Genomic DNA, 16533 nt, shown 5'->3' with positions numbered 1-16533 from the left:
GACTGAGCTCCTTCCTTGAGGATTGCCGATTGCTGTGCTACATATGAACTTAACTGCCGAGCATAGGTATTTATTACTAAGCGACTTGTCTGTAGCCAGAAGAGGGCCTGGCTGAGCCGAGGAGTGAGGAGGAGTGTGATGTTCAAACGGTTGGCGGAACAATACCGCAGCTACGTTCAGGATCTGGTGATGAGTTTGCAGGCGCTGGCCATTGCTTTGGAGAAGCGGGGCTACCCGGCCTCCTGCTACACCTGCGGCACCTCCTTTGAGAGCGCTTCCTTCATGGTCAGCTTGCGGGAAGGGCATCTGATTCGCTTTTTAGTCTCCGAGTGCTCCATCAGTTGGACGGAGATGCGGGATGAGCGGGAGCTGATGAAACTGGAAGGAGCGGAGGCCATTCGTCAGCTTCAGGATCTGGTAGAGCTAATCAAAGACGATCTAGCTGCTAGCGCTGCGCCAGCAGAAGCTCTGGCCCATAGCCGTTGATCCGCGTCTGAAAGACCTATACAACCTCGGACAAAAGCAGACTTTTGCTCCAGGTTGAGCCTTTCTTCCTGCTTCCACGACCTATAGCTAGCAGCAGAGTTCACCTCCACTACCCCACCAGAGGGATCTCCACAGGCGTCACTTCCCATCAAGCTGACGGGAGTTGTTCCTGATCGAGCACACCGGCTAAAGACGGAGCTGACTTTAGCCTAGGCAAAGTGCCTAGCCGAAGAAATGCAGCTGCTCGTCTACTGGCTTAACTAATCCACGTCAAACAGAAGGTGCGCCGGCAAAGCTGCGCATCGTCGCTACCTCTCCTCTATACCCCCAAGGGGATTCGAACCCCTGTCGCATCCGTGAAAGGGATGTGTCCTAGGCCTCTAGACGATGGGGGCGTCTCCAAACGAAGCGATCTTGATTGTAAGGAGGCAGGTTTAACTCTGTCAACTTGAATCTCTTGCTAGTCACCGTCGCCCGCCCCCCATCCTACCCCGGCCAAGATCAAGAGTCCCAGGAGAGCCAGACCCAGCAATCCGGCGATCACAAGGGGTTCATCCGGGATCACATCCATTTACACCTCATCTCCGAAGATTGATAGATTGATAATGAGGATCCCAGCGGCAGGCTACCTAGGCAGAGCCAGGCAACTCCTCTGCAGGGGGCAGTTATCCCGTGGCTTAAACTACACTATCGTAGCAACCCATCGCTTGGACTGGCATGATTCCCACTGTTATCGAGCAATCTGCACGCGGCGAGCGCGCCTTTGATATTTACTCGCGTTTGCTACGGGATCGGATTATCTTCTTGGGCACGCCGATAGATGACGACGTAGCCAACCTGATTGTGGCCCAGATGCTCTACCTGGAATCCGAAGACCCTGAGAAAGATATCTACCTCTACATCAACTCTCCTGGCGGCTCTGTCTATGCCGGTATGGCCATCTACGACACCATGCAGCACATCCAGCCAGACGTCTCCACCATCTGCATTGGCTTGGCCGCCAGCATGGGAGCCTTTTTGCTGGCAGGGGGTGCCAAGGGCAAACGCATTGCCCTTCCCCACGCCCGCATTATGATTCACCAACCTTTGGGGGGAGCCCAGGGTCCAGCGACCGACGTCGAGATCCAGGCTAGGGAACTCCTCTTTATCAAAAACAGCCTCAACAGCCTGCTTGCCTACCACACGGGCCAGCCGCTGGAGCGTATCGAGCGCGATACAGACCGCGACAACTTTATGACCCCAGAACAGGCCAAAGAATACGGCATCATCGACCAGGTAATCACCAAGAAGCCCCAGCCTTCTCTGACGACCGTTTCCTAGTCCTCCTGGCTGCCAGGGAGTCTCTTTCTCAGCTCCCTGCCAAGGGGGCTGGTGTCGTTAGTGGGGGATTCTCCCAGGAAGATGTGAAGAAAGTCAAAGAAATCTATCCCGTTGCCAGCGGAAGGCCTGGCTTGCTTTAAGTAAGCTAATCAAACTCATAAAGAAAGTCATGATCTGGCTTTCATCGCGGATGGTAGTTTAGGATTAAGCCCAAGAAGGTGGAGCTGCATTATTGAGATCGCAGGGGCAACAAGAGCTGGAAATAGTCCATAGAGGCTTTCTGGACTTGGTGCGTTAAAGCTAGCGATGAAAGGAGTCAGGGAAGAGGGCTTACAGGTTGAGGGGAAAGAGGTAGGCTGCAAGGTCGAGCCTACCGATTGTGAGGCAGCTCCAAGGCCAGAAAGGGCAGGCAGTTGAGGCTACTTACCTCTGCTTCCTCGCCTGTTGCCTGAAGCTGGAGATGCTAGTTCTCAACTTTGCAGAGTTTGTCATTCGTGTAGAGGAGGATTGACGTGGCCTATTCAGCAACGAAAACCAAGAGCGGCTATCAAGCGGGGGTGAAAGACTACAGACTGACCTATTACACCCCTGATTACACGCCCAAAGATACCGACATCCTAGCCTGTTTTCGGGTTACGCCTCAGCCAGGCGTTCCTCCAGAAGAAGCAGGGGCAGCAGTAGCAGCTGAGTCCTCGACGGGCACCTGGACAACCGTTTGGACCGATCTGCTCACTGACTTGGACCGCTACAAGGGCCGCTGCTACGACATCGAGCCGGTTCCTGGCGAAGAGAACCAGTACTTCTGCTTCGTCGCCTACCCGCTAGATCTCTTCGAGGAAGGCTCAGTAACCAACATGCTCACCTCAATTGTGGGCAACGTCTTCGGCTTTAAGGCCATAAAGGCGCTGCGGCTGGAAGACTTGCGCATTCCCGTAGCTTACCTGAAGACCTTCCAGGGCCCTCCCCATGGCATCCAGGTAGAGCGGGATAAGCTGAACAAGTATGGCCGTCCGCTGCTGGGCTGCACCATCAAGCCCAAGCTGGGTCTTTCCGCCAAAAACTACGGGCGAGCTGTGTACGAGGCACTGCGGGGTGGGCTGGACTTTACCAAAGACGACGAGAACGTCAACTCGCAGCCTTTCATGCGCTGGCGGGATCGCTACTTGTTTGTCATGGAAGCGGTCCACAAAGCTCAGGCCGAAACCGGCGAGATCAAGGGCCACTACCTGAACGTGACCGCGCCCACCTGTGAGGAAATGTTCAAGCGGGCGGAGTTTGCCAAGGAGATTGGCGCTCCCATCATCATGCACGACTACCTCACTGCGGGCTTTACGGCCAACACCAGCCTAGCCAAGTGGTGCCGCGATAATGGCATCCTGCTGCACATCCACCGCGCCATGCACGCAGTGATCGACCGGCAGAAAAACCACGGCATCCACTTCCGGGTGCTGGCCAAGTGCCTGCGCATGTCTGGCGGCGACCACCTGCACGCCGGCACGGTGGTGGGCAAGTTGGAAGGCGACCGCGCCATCACCATGGGCGTTGTGGATCTCATGCGGGAAAACTACGTCGAGGCGGATCGCTCCCGCGGCATTTTCTTCACCCAAGATTGGGCTTCTATGCCTGGGGTCATGCCGGTGGCTTCTGGAGGGATCCACGTTTGGCACATGCCGGCGCTGGTGGAGATCTTCGGGGACGACGCGGTGCTGCAGTTTGGCGGCGGCACGCTCGGCCACCCATGGGGGAATGCTCCCGGTGCAACGGCTAACCGCGTGGCCCTGGAAGCCTGCATCCAAGCCCGCAATGAAGGTCGAGACCTGATCCGAGAGGGCAGCGACATCATCCGCGAAGCAGCCAAGTGGTCGCCAGAGCTGGCGGCTGCCTGCGAGCTGTGGAAAGAGGTCAAGTTCGAGTTCAAGCCCGTCGATACGCTCTAAAACTCTCTGGGGGCAAGGGATCTCTGGACTCTCTTGCCCCCCTGGCCCAACCCCTGGATCGGTCATGGATCTAAAGCAGATCGCCAAGGACACGGCCAAAACTTTAATCAGCTACCTGACCTATCAGGCGATGCGCACGGTGCTGGCCCAACTGAGCGAGACGGATCCTCCCAGGGCCCTCTGGCTGCAGCAGTTTTCTGCTCGGCAAAGCTTCCAGGATGGGGAAGCCTATCTTCGGGCTTTGCTGGCAGAGCGGGCCGACTTGGCCTACCGCATCATGACCGTTCGAGAGTACCTGGCAGCGGAGGTGGTCGACTACTTGCCGGAAATGGCCAAAACCGGTATTCAACAGGCCAACATGGAACACCGCCGCAGCCACCTGGAACGGCTGACTTCAGCAAGCGGATCCCTGCCGGTCACCCACCCAGAGGCAGGATCCCCTCTCCAAAACCCTACACCTGAAACGGAGTAAGTTATGCAAACCCTACCGAAAGAGCGCCGCTACGAAACCTTTTCCTATCTGCCACCCCTAACGGATCTGCAGATCCTCAAGCAGGTGCAGTACATCCTGGATCAGGGCTACATCCCTGCCATCGAATTCAACGAATCTTCCGAGCCAACCGACCACTACTGGACTTTGTGGAAGCTGCCGCTGTTTAGCGCTACTTCTCCACAGGAGGTGCTGACTGAGGTGCAGGCCTGCCGCAGCGCTTACCCCCATTGCTTCATCCGCGTGGTGGGCTTCGACAACATTAAGCAGTGTCAGGTGCTGAGCTTCTTGGTTTACAAGCCAAGCGGCTTGCGCTAGAAGCTGTTCTGCTGTTTTTACACCCCTAGGGGAGAGAGCTTCCGGAGGGCTCCTCCCTTTTTCCTTGGGCTCTCTTTACGCTCCAATCCCCAGGAGGGCTCCCAGCCCCACCGCCAAAAGAGCGGCAAGGGTTGTCTGAATGCCGTTCACCACCTCATTGGTCATCCAGGCCAGGCGGGGCTGCAGCACTACCCCCATCCAGCTTTCTGCTAGAGTGGCCAGGATGCCGGCCAGCCAGCAGGCGCTCAGCCACCAGGGATCCCCTCCCACCCATTCTCCGCCAATCCCCCAGGCCAAGGCGGACATTCCACCTGCTGCTGCCACCCCCGCCAGGGATCCCTCTAGGCTGACAGCTCCCTCCGTGCCGGCAGGCACCGGCTGAAAAGTGGTGATCAAAAAGGTCTGCCGTCCATAGGCTTTGCCTACTTCGCTGCTGACGGTATCGGCCAATTTCGCTGCAAAGCTGGCACTATACCCCAACCACCACAGGGAGTGCGGAAAGAAAGCGTATCCCACTGCGCATACCGCCCCGGTCAAAGCAGAGCCCCAGACATTTTCTGGGCCCCGCGCCCCTCCTCGCTTCTCGGCAATTCCCTGCGCCTGCTTCCGGTGGATCCCCAAGCGGGTGACGGCTGTGCCGACTAAAAAATAGGCGGCTACTACCAGGTAGCCCCGCCACCCCAGGCCCCCCCACACCAACAAACCCAGCAGCCCTGCGTGGAGCACCCCAGCCCGGGTCAGCGCCTTTTGGGGACTCTGCAGGGCTAGCCCCACGAGAAGTAAATTGAGCCAGAGCGCCACTCCCCACTGACTTAGAAGCCATCCCTGGCCCATCAGTGCCCTCCGTCAGCGGCAAAGGTGGCTAGCTTTGGCTGTGGCAAACGGAGAGGGAGGGATTCGAACCCTCGACGGAGCCTTTTGGGCCCCGTAACTTCTTAGCAGGAAGCCGCTTTCGACCACTCAGCCACCTCTCCAAGCTGGCAGAGCCAGCGGCAAGCTGGGCGCCAACTTCTAGCTCACCTATTGTAGAAGATGGGATCCCAGCCGGCAACTGTTCTCGGCGGGGATCCCTGGCTGCCCTTAGCTCACCACCTGCACGTAGATATCGAAGCTGCCGCTGTTGTCGCTGTAACTGCCCTTGGCGTCGTTGACATTAAAGGCAATATCCAGGTTGGGATCCAGATCCACCTCTTGCGGCTGCTCGGGCGAGGATTCCCAGACCTGTCGGGCCACCAACTGGACGTTGGGCTGGAACAGCACCAGGCCGTAGCGGCAAAGGCCAGGGTAGCGCCAGTCGGGAGGCGTGGGGATCCCTTTGCCGAGAGGGGAGCGAATGCTGGTGGAGAAAGAGAAGCCATAGCGCCAGGCTACATTTCTTACGAAAAAGCGAATGCGGCTGGCCCGCAGCGGCTGCCCTTGCCAGTACAGGACATTGCCGGCCTCGTGGTTAACCCGCAGGCCACAGAAGGCAATCCAGCCCTGCAAATTTTCCTCTTGGGGCTGACTGCCCTCGATCACCACGGCTTGGCTCCAGTCCAAGTCGCTGCCATCACAGGTAATCTCTGGAGGGACTTGCGTCAAATCCACTTACAGAAGCTCTAGCGTAGCGGGTGTAACCAATTGGGTAGACATTGCTATCTCCTTAGTTTCCTTGCAAGGCAAGATTGTGATTGTGAAGCCTTAAGAAGTTTTAAGGCAAGCTGATAAAAAACAGCTCCAGATTCTCGTAAGGCTCTCTATTGGAAGTTCTCTCTCTTGCTAGCTCTAGCAAATCCAGGTTACCCAGATTGCCCAAAGAGCGGGTTCGACTTTTTCAAATTTTTACCAAAAGTGCTGAAAGACCAGGTTCAGATGCCTTTTCATTAATGTAAATCGACAACGTGAATGGCGGAATGTACTGGGAGGCTATACACCCTCAAGGCTAAACTAGCTCTGCTTGATGAGTAACGACTATTTCAGAAGAAAAAGATTTCTTTCAATATTTCTAACTCCGTTGCTAGCAAAAGCTGAACCTTGAACTCGAGGAGGGCAAGTTTTCCCGATGGGTGTCCTAGAACACTCGGACTCTGCTGTCCGAGAAGCCTTTTGCCGAGGCTGGCCAGAACCTGGAGCGCTTTAGCCGGAGCTTCTGATAGGATCGCCATCACAGGTCTCAACAGGTCTTAGGGTGCACGGCGCCCACGGCATGCACAACCACTTGACTTCCTCCGCTGTCACCGATCTCGAGATCATCTCTTTGTCAAGTCCCCAGCAGGCCATGTCCCTGGCGGGCGTGCAGGAGTCTAACTTGAAGTGGATTAGCCGCTGCAGCGGCGCCTCGGTTACCCTGCGAGGGCAGGATCTCTATCTGAGGGGAACACCTCAACAGCGGCAGCAGGTGCGGCAGTGGCTAGAATTGCTCAAACCCCTTTGGCAAGCCGGGCACCCTGTAACAGCAGTCGATGCTGAACAAGCCTTCCGTGCTCTCTCCAACCAAGAAGCTGAGGCCTATCGCCAAGTGCAGGCAGGGGTTTTGGCTCGCACCCGCAAGGGAGAGCTCATTCGGCCCAAAACGCCTCGCCAGCAGGAGTACGTACAAGCCATTCGCACCCACGATCTCTGCTTCGGCATTGGGCCAGCAGGCACGGGGAAAACCTATCTAGCAGCCGTTGTCGCCATCACAGCCCTGCAAAACCGCGAGTACGAGCGTTTGATCCTGACGCGACCAGCAGTAGAGGCGGGGGAGAAGTTGGGCTTTTTGCCAGGGGATCTGGTGGAAAAGGTGGATCCCTACCTGCGGCCTCTCTACGATGCCCTGTTTGAGTTTATCGACCCGGCCAAGCTGCCTCAGCTGATGGCCCAGGGAGTCATCGAGGTGGTGCCGCTGGCCTACATGCGGGGGCGTACCCTCAGCAACGCTTTCATTATCTTGGACGAGGCCCAAAACACCACCCCTGAGCAGATGAAGATGGCCCTCACTCGGCTGGGCTTCCGCTCCCGCATGGTGGTTACCGGGGATCTCACCCAAACGGATCTGGGCAAGCATCGCCTGTCGGGCCTGGCGGCTGCAGAGCGCATCCTAGCGGGGGTGGAGGGGGTGGCCTTCTGCTACTTTGACCAGCGAGATGTGGTGCGCCACCCTCTAGTCCAGCGGATTGTCGAGGCCTACGCGCGCTACGAAAACCAGCAATGAGGCCGAAGGCGATCTTTTTCGATGCCGTCGGCACCCTGTTCCGGGTGCGGGGCAGCGTGGGCCAAGTCTACAGTCAGCTAGCGGCAGAATACGGGGTAGCCGTGGAGCCACGGGCGTTGGATCGCGCCTTTGCCCAAGCTTTTGCCAGTGCTCCGCCACCCGCCTGCGTGGGCTTGACGGGATCCCTTTTAGAGGAGTGGGAGCGGGCCTGGTGGCATCAAGTGGTGCGCCAGACCTTTGCCCAGGTGGAGGGATCCCTTACTGCCTTTGGGGAGGAGCGCTTTGCAGCGTTTTTTGCCCACCTGTTCGAGCATTTTGCCGCAGGGGACCCTTGGGAGCTCTATCCCGAGACGCTGCCAGTTTTGCAAGCCCTGCAACAGGAAGGGATCCAGCTAGGGGTAATCTCCAATTTCGACAGCCGTCTAGTGCGAGTGCTGCAGGCGCTGCAACTGGACGGCTATTTTTCTAGCCTTACTCTCTCTACCCAGGTGGGCTATGCCAAGCCCGATCCCCGCATCTTCCAGGCTGCCCTAGCGGCCCAGGGGATCCCGCCTGCCGCTGCCTGGCACATTGGCGACAGCCGCCGCGAAGACTATGAGGGGGCCAAGGCAGCAGGCCTGAGAGCCCTCTGGCTGGATCGAGAGGGGAAAGACGGCTTCTGCCAAGAGCGAATCGAAAACTTGGGGGGATCCCTCTTGCTGCTCAGGGGGCCAGAGCGGAATTGAGCAGTAGCGGGGCAAAGACCCCATCGGGCTTGAGCAAGTAGCGCCGCAGGTTCATCTGCCGCTCCAGAAGGCAAGCATGGCCGCTTAAAGGCGAGATCTCCACCTGGGCCTGGGGCAGTCGCTCCGCCAGACGCCGCACCTCCTGTACCGAGGGCAGGAGACGATCCCGCCCCCCCGCCACCAGCAAGGTTGGCAGCCTCATCGACTCGAGGGGCAAATCTTCCACAGCAAAGGATCCCAGCAAGGCTAGACGATGGGCAACCACTTCCGGAGAAACGCTGTGCACGGCCTGGCGCAGCCGCTCCCGATCCGGCGGCTCCATTTGGCCCAGCTCCGCCAAAAACCCTAACCCCCGCTCCGCCAGTTGGTGGTAAAGTCCTGGCGGCAAAAAGGGCAGGAGAACCTGACCTGCCCACCACCAGGGCCGGCGCCGCAGCGAGGAGGCCGGATTGACCAGAATCAGGCCACGACAGCGCTCCGGCTGCTGGGCAGCTACAGCCAGGGCTAGGCAAGCTCCGAAGGACTCGCCGCACAGGTAGGCTCCCTCCTCCAGTTGGGATCCCACCCAATCGGCCAAGCTCTCCCAGCTATGCCCCGCTTCGGGATGGTTTAAGCTCAGAGGGCGGACGCGAAACTCGGCTTGCAGAGCCTGCGCCTGGCGGTAAAACAGTTTGCCCGTGCCATCCATACCCGGCAAATAGAGCAGCAGGGGCCGCTTCTGGCGGCTTGGACTAGAGGCGGTGGGCTTGCTTTTCAATCTTTCCATCTCCTTGTCAACCCCAAGCGCACCTGTTCGCGGGCGGCTGCCGTTAACTCCCGAATGAGCTGCAGCCGCTCCTGGCGGCAGGTATAGCGCCTTGCTCCCCTCACCCAAAGAGGGGATCCCACTCGAACCACCACCTGACGGTAGATCACCACCGGATGCCCCCCCGGCTGCTGAAAGCTGGGCTCTGTGGGGTCAAGCCAGCGGAAGAAAGCCATGGGGATGTCGATTGCTCGCCACTCCTCTTGGGCCCACACTGCCACCGGTAGGATTGGCAGGGGATCCACGCCAGCAGCCAAGGCCAGATGGGCAAAGCCCGGCTGGAACCGCCCCACCTCCTGCGGTAAGGTCTTGCGGGTCATCTGCTCCGCCCCTTCGGGGAAAATTCCCACCTCCCCGCCCGCTGCCAGGGTGGCCTGCGCCTGGCGAAAAAAGGCAAGCTGTGAACCCGATCCCTGCTGGAGGGGGATACAACCCAGAGCCAAGGCAACCTCCCGCAAGAGGGGCACTTGAGAGAGGTAGTAGTGGCAAGCAAAGCGAATTGGCCGATCCAGCCCCGCAATCAGCACCGGCGCATCCAAAAAGCTGCGATGGTTGCTTACCACCAGCAGGGGGCCCTGGGGAACCCGCTCCTTGCCCTCCACCCACACCTCTGTCTGGAAAAGGCCAAGCAAGAGCTGCGCCAGCGCCCTCGCGTCGGGGAACCCGCTTCGCTGCAGGAGCTGATCCAGCACCACCCAGGATCCCATCGCCACCCTGCTCAGTAATCCACTCCGCGCCGCAGATCGGCTCCCTGCTCGGCGTAGTGCTTGTGGCTCACCATTTCCGAATGGACAGAGGCAAGCTCAAAGTAGGGCAGAGGCGCATGGCAGCGCCCTGTGATGATGATCTCCGTGTCCCGCGGCTTGCGCAGCAAAGCCTCGACAATGGGCTCCACGTCCAATAGCTCCAGATCTACCGTCGGGTTGAGTTCGTCCAGGATGATGGTCTTGTAAAGCCCCGAGGCGATGGCTGCCCTAGCCAGCTCCCAGCCCCGCTCTGCCTCCACATAGTCGATTTCCTGCTGCTTGCCCCGCCAGACAATGGCGTCGCGACCGCAGCGCTGGTGATCCACCAGATCGGGATAGCTCTCCCGCAAAGCGCGGATGGCTGCATCCTCTGTGTAGCCTGTTCCCCCCTTGAGCCACTGCATGATCAGGACGCGGTGGGAGAGATCCTTGCTGATGCCGCGCCCAATGGCCTGCAGAGCCCGGCCCAGAGCGCTGGTGGACTTGCCCTTGCCGTTGCCGGTGTAGATCTCGATGCCGCTGAGGGGGGGCTGTCCGTTCTGAGGATCCGCCGCCCGCCGCACGCTGCGCATTTCCGAGTGCAGATCTGCTAGGTCGATAATTTCCTTGGGGGCGCCCCGCCCGGTGATGATGACCTCCATCTCCTCTGGCTTTTGCTTGAGGGTGCTGACGACCTCATCCACAGGCAGCAGGCCCAGGTCCAGCACCGGGTTTAGCTCGTCCAGCACCACCACCGAGTAGAACCCCGACGCCAGCGCCCCCTTGGCTACATCCCAGCCGCGACGAGCCTCTTGGCGGTCAAACTTGGTAATCTCGTCGGGGCCGAAGAACTCTCCTCGCCCCGTGCGCAGTTGATCGATAAGGTGGGGGAAGCCCCGCTGCAGAGCGGCAATCGCGGCGTCCTCTGCATAGGTGCGGCCCGGTCCCTTGAGAAACCGCACCAGCAACACCCGGCTAGGGGCCGAGTTTTCAATCCCCAGCCCAATTGAACGCAGCACAACCCCCAGAGCCGCCTGTGACTTGCCCTTGCCCTCGCCGTCGTAGACGTGGATCTGACCTCGCCGGCGATCAAATTGTTGCGCCGTTACAATGCCGATTTCTGCCCTGCCGCTCCGCATCCTGCTGTTGCCCAAAGCGCTTTTTGCTAACCCCCATCTTAGAGTCTAGCTAAAGGAGCCGGGGAAGCCCAGAAGAGGCTGGAACTGACAAACACCGGGATAAGATGAGCAATGGTTGTCCAGTCCAGTGCTTGTCTAACGAGGGATCCCGCTTGTACCCGAGTGCGTTTTCTTCTCGCCCCTTGCCCCCTGCGGTCGAGAGCCCCATTGAGCTGGTGGGACGGACGCCGCTCATTCGCCTGCGGCGGGTTACTGCTGATTTGCCGCCGGCGGTGCGAGTTTACGGCAAAGCAGAGTGGTACAACCCCGGCGGCTCGGTCAAGGATCGCCCGGCCCTGAACATGATTCGCGCTGGCGAGCGCGAGGGCAAGCTTACGCCTGGCAAGATTATCCTGGATGCCACCAGCGGCAACACGGGCATTGCCTATGCCTGGATAGGGGCGGCTTTGGGGTACAAGGTGAAGCTGGCCCTGCCGGCCAACGCTAGCCCAGAGCGCAAGAAGATCCTCGCTGCCTACGGGGTGGACTTGGTGCTCACGGATCCAGCCCTCGGCTCCGATGGGGCCATCGAGAAAGCCCGCGCTCTCTACGCCGAAAACCCCGATCTCTACTTCTATCCCGACCAGTACAGCAATCCCGCTAACTGGCAGGCCCACTACGAGACCACAGGGGTGGAAATCTGGGAGCAAACCCAGGGACAGGTCACCCACTTCGTAACCGGGCTAGGCACCAGCGGCACCTGCATGGGGGTGGGGCGGCGCCTGCGGGAGTACCGCTCTGATATCCAGATCATCGCCATGCAGCCGGACTCCCCCTTCCACGGCCTCGAAGGCCTCAAGCACATGGCCACGGCCCTCAAGCCAGCGATTTACGATCCTAGCTTGCCGGATCGGCACCTCGAGGTTTCCACCGAAGCCGCCCAGAAGATGGTAAAGCGCCTAGCTTTGGAGGAAGGGCTACTGGTGGGCATCTCTTCTGGTGCCAATGTGGTGGCTGCCCTTGAGGTGGCTCGCCAACTTTCCAGGGGGGTGGTGGTCACCATTTTCTGCGACGGGGCCGACAAGTACCTCTCGGAGCGGTTTTGGACCGAGGAGTAGGGTTGCCGGCCCCTTAACACCCCGGCCTTTTTGCTGCTAGGATAGCAGGAGTCCAGCTAGCGCGGATGTGGCGGAATTGGTATACGCGCACGTTTGAGGGGCGTGTGGCTTTGCCATGCGAGTTCGAGTCTCGCCATCCGCAGTGGGCTTTCACGCTTGACACTTCTCCTAGAGGGAGCTCTTTGCGCTACTCCCGGACAGCACCCTGAAGGCGTGCGCCTTGGGTGCGGGCAAAGCGCAGGTCGGCACCGCGCAAATCCGTCCCCTCCAGGTAGCTACCGCTAAGATTGGCGCCGCGCAAGTTGGCTTGCGGCAAATTGGCTCCCACCAGGTAGGCACCGCTGAGATCGGCGCCGGTCAGGATAGCGCGCTCCAAGTTGGCCTCGATGAGGTCGGCACCCTGGAAGTTGGCTTCTGCCAGATCCAGGTTGCTTCCCAGACGGCAGTTGGGGCAGGCCTTGGAAGCCAGTAGGTAGCGCAGGAAGCAAGCGTTGGGGGTGGTGGCAGCGGCAGTGGAGGCAACCGTTGCCGTGGTCAGCAGCCCCAGAATAGCGGAAGCTTGGAGAGGGAAATTCGTGGTAGCCAAGTTAACGACAGCAACCCAGCGGAGCGAGGTTGTCCTGCATTGCTCCCAGGATAGGGGCATCTGGGCCTCCTGGAGCAACAGTGGGGCCCACTGCTTTTGCTGGAACTAGCTTTCGGGATCCGCCAGCATTGATTAGGAAAAAGCGTCTAGTCCTGGGCTGGCCCTATGCAGATTCGACTGGAAAACATCTGTAAGCGCTATGGCCGCCGCGAGGTGGTCAAGGATGTCAGCTTGAGCATTGAGCAAGGGGAAATCGTCGGGTTGCTGGGGCCCAACGGAGCGGGGAAAACCACCACCTTCTACATCATGACTGGCCTAATCCAGCCCAACCGCGGCCATGTCTGGCTAGATGACCAAGATATTACCCATCTGCCCATGCATCGCCGCGCCCAATTGGGGATCGGCTATCTGGCCCAGGAGCCGAGCATCTTTCGCCGCCTTAGCATTCAAGACAACCTGCTGCTAGTGATGGAGCAGACGGGGGTGCCTCGCCGCCTCTGGCAGCAGCGCCTCAACCACCTGCTCGAGGAGTTCCGCATTGCCCATGTGGCCCACAGTTTGGGTTTGCAGGTGTCGGGGGGAGAACGGCGCCGCGCCGAGATTGCCCGCGCCCTGGCTGCTGGGATCCACGGACCGAAATTTTTGCTGCTGGACGAGCCCTTTGCGGGGGTGGATCCCATTGCGGTGGCCGACATCCAGGAGGTGGTGGCCAAGCTCAAGCAGCGGGGCCTCGGCGTCTTGATTACCGACCACAACGTGCGGGAGACGCTGGAGATCACCGACCGGGCCTACATTCTCAACGAGGGAGCCATTCTGGCCAAGGGCACGGCAGCAGAGCTGGCGGCGGATCCCTTGGTGCGCAAGTATTACCTGGGGGAGAAGTTTCGTCTTTGATGCTGCTTCATCTTAGCGCCAGGAGTACAAAGCTCGCAGGCGTTGGCTTTTCTTGTGTTGGTGGGCTTGCATCCGGGCCAGCAGCTCATCCAGAAGGGCAACTGCCTCCAGGAGATAGGGGCCTTTGTTGAGCATGACGCACTCGGCGCGGGCAGACAGCACCGCATCGGAAAGCTCAGGCCGCGAGGGCAGGCCCTCTTTGGTGAGCTGATCCAGCACCTGCGTAGCCCAGACCACCGGCACATGGGCCGCCTCGCAGATCCACAGCAGTTCCTCCTGGATCTCCCCCAAGCGCAGCCAACCTATCTCTACGGCCAGATCCCCCCGGGCAATCATCACCCCCAGCGGTCGGCAGCCGTCGGCGGCCGCGATCAAGGCGGGTAGGTTTTTCACCGCCCGCTGCGTTTCAATCTTGAGGAGCAAGCCCAGATCAGGACGGGCCTGGCGCCGCTCCAGCTCAGAAAACAGCAACTGCAAATCTGCCGGCTGCTGGACAAAGGAATAGCCCACCAGGTCGGCATGCTGCACCACAAAGTCCAAGTCTTGGCGATCTTTCTCGGTCAGAGGCTGGATCGGGAGCTGGCTGTCGGGAAAGTTGAGGCCCTTTCCCTCCCGCAACTTCTTGCCCTGCGGGGCGACTTTGTCCACCTCCAGCACCGCCCCTACCGGCTCGATCCCTACGACACGGGCGCCGATTTTGCCGTCGTCGATCCAGACAGTTGCCCCCACCTGCAGGTGCGCCAAGATCTCTGGCGGGGTGCAAGCCACCTGGCAAGAGGGGTCAGAGGTGACCGGCGGCATGGCTGCCGTGAGCAGGAGGCGATCCCCGCGGTACACCTTGGCTTTGCCGGGGGGCATGGCCACCGGGCCCGTGCGGATCTTGGGGCCGGCCAGGTCGAACAAAATCTTGCAGCGCCGTTGAGTCTGGGCTTCGGCCTGGCGCAAGTGGGCCACCATTTTCTCCCACACTAGGGGATCGTCGTGGGCGCAGTTGATCCGGGCCACGTTCATCCCCCGTTGCAGCAGTTGCAGCAGCAGCTCGGGCTGCTCGGCAGCTTCGCTGGGCAGGGTCACCATGATGCGGGCGCGGCGGTGGGGAGAAGGAGGGCCAAACAGCGCCTCAGCATGCTGCTCCAGCGCCATGTCCCCAGCGTAAAACTCCTCATAGCTGGGCCCCTTGTGGCTTAGGCCCTGCGTGGCTGCCAAAGTGGCGATCACCGCATCCAGGGTCTCTAAGACCCGCGATTCACACCGTCCCAGCGAGGACAGCCCCACCGCAGCCAGCTCCAATTGCAGGTTGCGCAGATCGTGTTGGCGTAGCGCCAGGTAGCGCGCCAGGTTGCAGAGGGCTGCAGGAGGGTTCCCAAGGCAGCCCCAGGCGGCCAGGTAGTTCTGGGATCCCTCGACAACCTGCTGTCGTAGCTCCAGGAGCCGCTCCAGCAAACCCTTGAGATGGAAAGAAGCCATGCTGGAACCCAGCCCAGTCCTCTGCCCGCCTAGGTCGATCGTAGGCGGATTGGATTGAGAAAGGGAGGGAATCAACCTTTTGTTCCCCAAGGTTCCGGTCTAAAGTCGTTAACAGCCTTCACCTCTTGGGCGAAGGGCTGGCTGTCCCAACTACCCTTAGGTTGCGTGAAACTCTCCTCTCCTTCCACTCCTTGTTCGGTCAAGCGGTCTTGCCGCAGGCTCTCCCTCGTCTGTGCAGTAGGCCTAATGGATCGCTACATCCTCTCCGAGATGCTCCTGCCGTTTCTCGGTGGGGTGGGGGCGTTTACCACCCTGGTGATGGCCGTGAGCTCTCTGTTTGAGCTGGTGCGCCTGGTGGTGGAGGCGGGGCTATCGATTTCAGTGGCCCTGCAGGTGTTTCTGCTGCGGGCACCGGGGATCATCGTCTTGACGTTTCCCATGGCAATGTTGTTGGCGACGCTGCTGGCCTATGGGCGCCTGTCTGCCGATAGCGAGATCACGGCTCTGCGCGCCTGCGGCGTGAGCCTCTACCGCCTGGTGGTGCCGGCTGTCCTGCTCAGCTTGTTGGTAACGGCGCTAACGTTTCTGTTCAACGAGCTGGTGGTGCCGGTGAGCAATCGCCAGGCAGCCTTGACTTTAAACCGCGCTTTGAACCGGTATCCTGACTTTCGCCGCGAGAACATCCTCTACCAAGAATTTGGCGAGATCCTCACGCCGGAGCCCGATGGCAGCTTTTCCCGACGGCAAGGGCTAACCCGTCAGTTTTACGCCCGCAGCTTCGATGGCCAAGAGATGCGCGGCGTGATCGTCCTGGATGTCTCCAACGAGGCTCTCAGTCAAATTCTGCTGGCGCAGCGGGGGCGCTGGGATCCCCGCGAGAACCTCTGGGTGTTTGAGGAGGGCACCACCTACATCGTTTCGCCCGACGGCACCTACAGCAACATCGCCACTTTTTCCCGCCAGGAGCTGCGGCTGTCGCGGGCGCCGCTGGATTTGGCCCAGGAGGTTCGCAGCCCCGAGGAGATGAACATTCCAGAGCTGCGCCGCTACATTGAGGTTCTTGCCAGCTCCGGGGATCTGCAGCGGGTACGCCGCCTCCAGGTCAACCTTAGCCAGAAGTACGCCATCCCCTTTGCCTGTCTGGCCTTCACCCTGATCGGGGCCCCGCTGGGCCTACGACCCCAGCGCACCAGTTCTTCTTTGGGCTTGGGCCTCAGCGTGCTGATTATCTTTGCCTACTACGTGCTCCTGTTTGTCAGCCAGGCGCTGGGGCAGATTGGAACGCTGGGGCCAGAGGTGGCAGCCTGGCTGCCCAACTTCGTCTGCCTAGGCATAGGGGGGGCCTTGCTGTACCGCGCCAACCGCTAGGCTG

The 16533-nt window shown here is 60.0% G+C and carries 17 protein-coding genes and 3 tRNA genes; 11 read left to right on the top strand and 9 right to left on the bottom strand.

The genetic code is table 11. The features are described 5' to 3' along the window. Window positions 1–138 precede the first annotated feature (138 nt). Window positions 139–486: a DUF1815 family protein gene (locus NW812_RS01595; RefSeq protein ID WP_414393445.1), complete on the top strand. Its 348-nt coding sequence runs from the start codon at window positions 139–141 to the stop codon at window positions 484–486. A 322-nt stretch (window positions 487–808) separates the two neighbouring features. Here NW812_RS01595 and NW812_RS01590 read toward each other — a convergent pair. After that, window positions 809–881 (bottom strand) — tRNA-Glu (locus tag NW812_RS01590). Window positions 882–1203: 322 nt separating this feature from the next. Between NW812_RS01590 and clpP the strand changes: the two genes are divergently transcribed. The 4 genes from clpP to NW812_RS01570 all read left to right on the top strand — a co-directional run bounded on the left by clpP (window position 1204) and on the right by NW812_RS01570 (window position 4551). Beyond that, entirely contained in the window at window positions 1204–1806 is a 603-nt protein-coding gene (gene clpP, locus NW812_RS01585) for an ATP-dependent Clp endopeptidase proteolytic subunit ClpP (protein ID WP_414393444.1), read from the top strand. A gap of 512 nt (window positions 1807–2318) precedes the next feature. Beyond that, complete coding sequence (locus NW812_RS01580) at window positions 2319–3743, top strand: form I ribulose bisphosphate carboxylase large subunit (protein ID WP_414393443.1); 1425 nt, start codon at window positions 2319–2321, stop codon at window positions 3741–3743. Window positions 3744–3807: 64 nt separating this feature from the next. Continuing rightward, window positions 3808–4215, top strand: a complete 408-nt coding sequence (rcbX, locus tag NW812_RS01575; RefSeq protein ID WP_414393442.1) for a RuBisCO chaperone RbcX — start codon at window positions 3808–3810, stop codon at window positions 4213–4215. Between the two features lie 3 nt (window positions 4216–4218). Next, window positions 4219–4551: a ribulose bisphosphate carboxylase small subunit gene (locus NW812_RS01570; protein ID WP_414393441.1), complete on the top strand. Its 333-nt coding sequence runs from the start codon at window positions 4219–4221 to the stop codon at window positions 4549–4551. Between the two features lie 75 nt (window positions 4552–4626). Here the strand turns inward: NW812_RS01570 and NW812_RS01565 are convergent, their stop codons facing one another. From NW812_RS01565 to NW812_RS01555, 3 genes are all read right to left on the bottom strand, one after another. Next, window positions 4627–5385, bottom strand: coding sequence for a TIGR00297 family protein (locus NW812_RS01565; protein WP_414393439.1), 759 nt, complete (start codon window positions 5383–5385; stop codon window positions 4627–4629). 48 nt (window positions 5386–5433) lie between these two features. Next, window positions 5434–5525: transfer RNA gene (locus tag NW812_RS01560), tRNA-Ser, on the bottom strand. A 106-nt stretch (window positions 5526–5631) separates the two neighbouring features. Continuing rightward, window positions 5632–6138, bottom strand: a complete 507-nt coding sequence (locus tag NW812_RS01555) for a hypothetical protein (protein ID WP_414393438.1) — start codon at window positions 6136–6138, stop codon at window positions 5632–5634. A gap of 598 nt (window positions 6139–6736) precedes the next feature. On the opposite strand from NW812_RS01555, the gene NW812_RS01550 reads away from it, so the two are divergent. After that, window positions 6737–7723, top strand: coding sequence for a PhoH family protein (locus tag NW812_RS01550; protein ID WP_414393436.1), 987 nt, complete (start codon window positions 6737–6739; stop codon window positions 7721–7723). Beyond that, window positions 7720–8448: an HAD-IA family hydrolase gene (locus NW812_RS01545; protein WP_414393434.1), complete on the top strand. Its 729-nt coding sequence runs from the start codon at window positions 7720–7722 to the stop codon at window positions 8446–8448. The genes NW812_RS01550 and NW812_RS01545 overlap by 4 nt, the downstream gene beginning before the upstream one ends. On the opposite strand, the gene NW812_RS01540 is transcribed toward NW812_RS01545, so the two are convergent. From NW812_RS01540 to NW812_RS01530, 3 genes are read right to left on the bottom strand one after another with little or no spacing between them, the layout of a single operon-like run. Continuing rightward, window positions 8426–9214 carry an alpha/beta fold hydrolase gene (locus NW812_RS01540; RefSeq protein WP_414393432.1) on the bottom strand — a complete coding sequence of 263 codons (789 nt, stop codon included), beginning with the start codon at window positions 9212–9214 and terminating at the stop codon, window positions 8426–8428. The genes NW812_RS01545 and NW812_RS01540 overlap by 23 nt on opposite strands. Next, window positions 9202–9960: a lysophospholipid acyltransferase family protein gene (locus NW812_RS01535; protein WP_414393793.1), complete on the bottom strand. Its 759-nt coding sequence runs from the start codon at window positions 9958–9960 to the stop codon at window positions 9202–9204. The genes NW812_RS01540 and NW812_RS01535 overlap by 13 nt, the downstream gene beginning before the upstream one ends. 11 nt (window positions 9961–9971) lie before the next feature. Next, on the bottom strand, window positions 9972–11117 hold the full coding sequence (locus NW812_RS01530; protein ID WP_414393431.1) for a cob(I)yrinic acid a,c-diamide adenosyltransferase: 1146 nt from the start codon (window positions 11115–11117) through the stop codon (window positions 9972–9974). A 182-nt stretch (window positions 11118–11299) separates the two neighbouring features. On the opposite strand from NW812_RS01530, the gene NW812_RS01525 reads away from it, so the two are divergent. After that, window positions 11300–12214 (top strand): PLP-dependent cysteine synthase family protein, encoded by a 915-nt coding sequence (locus tag NW812_RS01525; protein WP_414393429.1) that lies wholly within the window; start codon window positions 11300–11302, stop codon window positions 12212–12214. Window positions 12215–12275: 61 nt separating this feature from the next. Beyond that, window positions 12276–12356 (top strand) — tRNA-Leu (locus tag NW812_RS01520). 45 nt (window positions 12357–12401) lie between these two features. Here the strand turns inward: NW812_RS01520 and NW812_RS01515 are convergent. Further along, window positions 12402–12860 carry a pentapeptide repeat-containing protein gene (locus tag NW812_RS01515; RefSeq protein ID WP_414393427.1) on the bottom strand — a complete coding sequence of 153 codons (459 nt, stop codon included), beginning with the start codon at window positions 12858–12860 and terminating at the stop codon, window positions 12402–12404. 105 nt (window positions 12861–12965) lie between these two features. Here NW812_RS01515 and lptB point away from each other — a divergent pair, with 105 nt between their 5' ends. After that, window positions 12966–13694 carry an LPS export ABC transporter ATP-binding protein gene (lptB, locus tag NW812_RS01510; RefSeq protein ID WP_414393426.1) on the top strand — a complete coding sequence of 243 codons (729 nt, stop codon included), beginning with the start codon at window positions 12966–12968 and terminating at the stop codon, window positions 13692–13694. A 12-nt stretch (window positions 13695–13706) separates the two neighbouring features. Here lptB and NW812_RS01505 read toward each other — a convergent pair whose 3' ends face one another. Further along, complete coding sequence (locus NW812_RS01505; RefSeq protein WP_414393424.1) at window positions 13707–15161, bottom strand: pyruvate kinase; 1455 nt, start codon at window positions 15159–15161, stop codon at window positions 13707–13709. A gap of 246 nt (window positions 15162–15407) precedes the next feature. On the opposite strand from NW812_RS01505, the gene NW812_RS01500 reads away from it, so the two are divergent. Continuing rightward, a complete protein-coding gene (locus NW812_RS01500) occupies window positions 15408–16529 on the top strand; it encodes an LptF/LptG family permease (RefSeq protein WP_414393422.1) in 1122 nt (373 codons plus the stop codon). The last annotated feature ends 4 nt before the right edge of the window (window positions 16530–16533 follow it).

It is taken from the genome of Synechococcus sp. O70.2, assembly GCF_047462135.1.
Taxonomy (GTDB): Bacteria; Cyanobacteriota; Cyanobacteriia; order Thermostichales; family Thermostichaceae; genus Thermostichus.
Note: the sequence above shows the minus strand (reverse complement) of the source record. Positions and strands in the feature narration are given on the sequence as shown.

Excerpts from the sequence above, each read along its gene's own strand:
- NW812_RS01545 (WP_414393434.1), top strand. The coding sequence starts at position 7,720 with ATGAGGCCGAAGGCGATCTTTTTCGATGCCGTCGGCACCCTGTTCCGG.
- lptB (WP_414393426.1), top strand. The coding sequence starts at position 12,966 with ATGCAGATTCGACTGGAAAACATCTGTAAGCGCTATGGCCGCCGCGAG.
- NW812_RS01540 (WP_414393432.1), bottom strand. The coding sequence starts at position 9,214 with ATGGAAAGATTGAAAAGCAAGCCCACCGCCTCTAGTCCAAGCCGCCAG.
- NW812_RS01505 (WP_414393424.1), bottom strand. The coding sequence starts at position 15,161 with ATGGCTTCTTTCCATCTCAAGGGTTTGCTGGAGCGGCTCCTGGAGCTA.
- NW812_RS01535 (WP_414393793.1), bottom strand. The coding sequence starts at position 9,960 with ATGGGATCCTGGGTGGTGCTGGATCAGCTCCTGCAGCGAAGCGGGTTC.
- NW812_RS01515 (WP_414393427.1), bottom strand. The coding sequence starts at position 12,860 with ATGCCCCTATCCTGGGAGCAATGCAGGACAACCTCGCTCCGCTGGGTT.
- NW812_RS01550 (WP_414393436.1), top strand. The coding sequence starts at position 6,737 with ATGCACAACCACTTGACTTCCTCCGCTGTCACCGATCTCGAGATCATC.
- rcbX (WP_414393442.1), top strand. The coding sequence starts at position 3,808 with ATGGATCTAAAGCAGATCGCCAAGGACACGGCCAAAACTTTAATCAGC.
- NW812_RS01595 (WP_414393445.1), top strand. The coding sequence starts at position 139 with ATGTTCAAACGGTTGGCGGAACAATACCGCAGCTACGTTCAGGATCTG.
- NW812_RS01565 (WP_414393439.1), bottom strand. The coding sequence starts at position 5,385 with ATGGGCCAGGGATGGCTTCTAAGTCAGTGGGGAGTGGCGCTCTGGCTC.
- clpP (WP_414393444.1), top strand. The coding sequence starts at position 1,204 with ATGATTCCCACTGTTATCGAGCAATCTGCACGCGGCGAGCGCGCCTTT.
- NW812_RS01570 (WP_414393441.1), top strand. The coding sequence starts at position 4,219 with ATGCAAACCCTACCGAAAGAGCGCCGCTACGAAACCTTTTCCTATCTG.
- NW812_RS01530 (WP_414393431.1), bottom strand. The coding sequence starts at position 11,117 with ATGCGGAGCGGCAGGGCAGAAATCGGCATTGTAACGGCGCAACAATTT.
- NW812_RS01500 (WP_414393422.1), top strand. The coding sequence starts at position 15,408 with ATGGATCGCTACATCCTCTCCGAGATGCTCCTGCCGTTTCTCGGTGGG.